This is a genomic window from Pseudorhodobacter sp. W20_MBD10_FR17 (genome assembly GCF_052119765.1).
Taxonomy (GTDB): domain Bacteria; phylum Pseudomonadota; class Alphaproteobacteria; order Rhodobacterales; family Rhodobacteraceae; genus Pseudorhodobacter.
In genome coordinates this window covers 1-2,558 of sequence record NZ_JBGQOQ010000095.1, presented here as the reverse complement: position 1 = coordinate 2,558, position 2,558 = coordinate 1, and the positions used below count along the sequence as shown (strand labels likewise).

Below are 2,558 nucleotides of genomic sequence, written 5' to 3'. Positions count from 1 at the left end.
CCATTGCCCGTTCATTCTGCCCATGTCGGCGAAGAGCGGGAAGTTCACTATCATTGGCATCCGTATTTTGGCCTAAAAGTCAGCGTGCGGCGGGTAGAGCAGCGCGCGACCGGCCAGTTTCTCAAGGTAGAAGGCCCGTCTGGCGTTGTCGTCTCGATCCCGTCTTGGATGATTGATCCCCTGATCTGCGCCGACAAGCGCGTTGGCCAGCCTCAGGTTGATCTCGTGGCACTGTCGGAACTCAGGAGACTGGTCACGCAGGCTGCTGCTCCCGCAAACTCCCGAGGTGAAGATGGATTCGCGAGGGAGAAAGTCAATGAAACAGCACGATGCGCCCTTGCCGGCCGCGGGCAGGCAAATGAGCCTGATGTTCGAGCCCAGCAAAGTCGACGGGATGGACGAAGTGGAGCGGGCGGGGGCCATAACTACACTTGCCCAAATTCTGATGCAGGCTGCGGGCCTCATTGTGGAGGAGCTTGACGATGAGCAACGTTGAACTGATCCCCACTCAACTTTTGAAGCGCAAAGCCGTCGTTTATGTGCGCCAGTCGACGCAATCACAGGTCATGAACAACCTGGAGAGCCAGCGGCGGCAATATGATCTTGTCGACATTGCTCGTCAGCACGGGTTCACCGATGTCGCTGTTATTGACGATGATCTCGGGCGATCCGCGAGCGGAACGGTGGCGCGCCCCGGTTTTGATCGCCTGGTCGCTTGGTTGTGCGCGGGCAAGGTGGGTGCTGTTTTGTGCCAAGATGCGTCGAGGCTCGCGCGCAACGGCCGGGACTGGCATCATCTGTTGGAATTATGCGGGCTTGTTGAAGCCCGTGTCATTGACCACGACGGCATCTACAATCCCTGCCAGCCCAATGACCGCCTGCTCTTGGGTATGAAAGGCAGCATCAGCGAATTCGAGCTGGGCGTACTTAGGACGCGGATGCTGGATGCTGCCAAGGCAAAAGCGCGTCGGGGCGAGCTGCGACTGTCAGTTCCGTTCGGTTACATCTGGCATCGCGAAGCAGGACTGGGGCTTGATCCTGATCTGCGTTTGCAGGAGGTAATCCGGCTTATATTTAACCGATTCAGCGAGCTTAGCAGCGCGCGGCAGGTGCTGCTGTCAATGACTGCCGATCAAATTTACTTCCCTCGGCCTTCGGATGAAGGGCGCATGACCAACTTCAAATGGTTGCCGATCCGATATCGCAACGTGATATCCGTGCTCAAAAACCCCTTTTACGCAGGCGTTTATGTTTATGGTAAAAGCGAGAAACGAACCGCTATTGTCGATGGGCGCGCTCGGCGGAGTTATGGCCATAGCAAGCCGGCCGGAACTTGGGACGTCTTTATCAAGGATCACCACGAGGGGTACATCACCTGGGACGATTACGAACGAAACCAGAAGCAGTTGACGTTAAACAACTATGGCCGCGCCGATGGTATAAAATCGGGGCGAGGCGGCCGGGCGTTGCTTTCCGGCATGATGACATGTGCGCGATGCGGACGGCGACTCTCGGTTGCTTACACCGGGACCCCCCAAAGCCGTCCCGTCTATCGCTGCGACAAGCCCAACTTGATGATGGGTTTGCCTCGGTGCATGACCTTCGGTGGCCCCCGGGTGGACATGGCTGTTGCGCGTGAACTGTTGCGCGCGGTAGAACCTTTGGCGATCGAAGCCGCGTTCGAGGCAGAACGGATGTATCGGAAACGACAAGATGATCAACGCCAGATCATTGATCTGGAACTTCAGCAGGCCCGGCACAAAGCCAATCTGGCTGAGCGCCGCTATGCAGCCTGCGATCCTGACAATCGTCTGATCGCGGCGCAGTTGGAGAAAAACTGGGAAATGGCGTTGCGCCGTGTACACGACCTCGAAGCGCGTCAACCAACCGAAAACGCATCGACTATCGAGGTTGACCGCTACGCATTTGCCAACATGGCCGAGAATTTGTCAGCAGCCTGGAATGCTCCCGATGTGACGATGCGTGCCCGTCAGCAACTGCTCAGGACATTGATCGCCGACATCATCGTCGATGTCGACGATACGGTGCGTGACGTCGTTCTCATGATCCATTGGCGGGGCGGCCAACACTCGGAGCTGCGCGTTCGGAAACCTCAAACTGGAGAGCATGGTTGTGCGACAGCCGATGATGCATTGGCTGTGATACGTAGCATGGCTGGTCGTTGGTCTGACGAGCATATCGCCGCGTCGCTTAATCGGATGGGCTTGCCCACCGGACAAGGCAAAACCTAGACAGCGCACCGGGTCGGATCCATTCGGCGCATTCGTGGTATTAATGCATATCGATCTGCAGAAAAGGACGGCAAATGGCTCACAATGACCGAGGCAGCAAAGGCATTAGGCGTCACAAACCACATGATCCGGCACCTTTTCAAATCCGACATCCTTCCGGCAGTGCAGGTTGTATCCGGTGCGCCTTATCAAATCCGTGCCGATGACCTAGCGTCGGAGGCGGTCAAAACTGCCATAGTCCGAAAAGGACGCCCGTGTCGCATTACTGACACCGACACACTTCCAATGTTTACAGACACTTAAAGA

At 56.7% G+C, this 2,558-nt stretch carries 2 protein-coding genes; both read left to right on the top strand.

What is annotated here, in order from left to right:
* Nucleotides 1-316: 316 nt before the first annotated feature.
* Nucleotides 317-496 carry a hypothetical protein gene (locus ACEN2J_RS20690; protein WP_442108633.1) on the top strand — a complete coding sequence of 60 codons (180 nt, stop codon included), beginning with the start codon at nucleotides 317-319 and terminating at the stop codon, nucleotides 494-496.
* On the top strand, nucleotides 483-2,252 hold the full coding sequence (locus ACEN2J_RS20685; protein ID WP_442108631.1) for a recombinase family protein: 1,770 nt from the start codon (nucleotides 483-485) through the stop codon (nucleotides 2,250-2,252). Before ACEN2J_RS20690 ends, ACEN2J_RS20685 begins: the two co-directional genes overlap by 14 nt.
* Nucleotides 2,253-2,558: the final 306 nt, after the last annotated feature.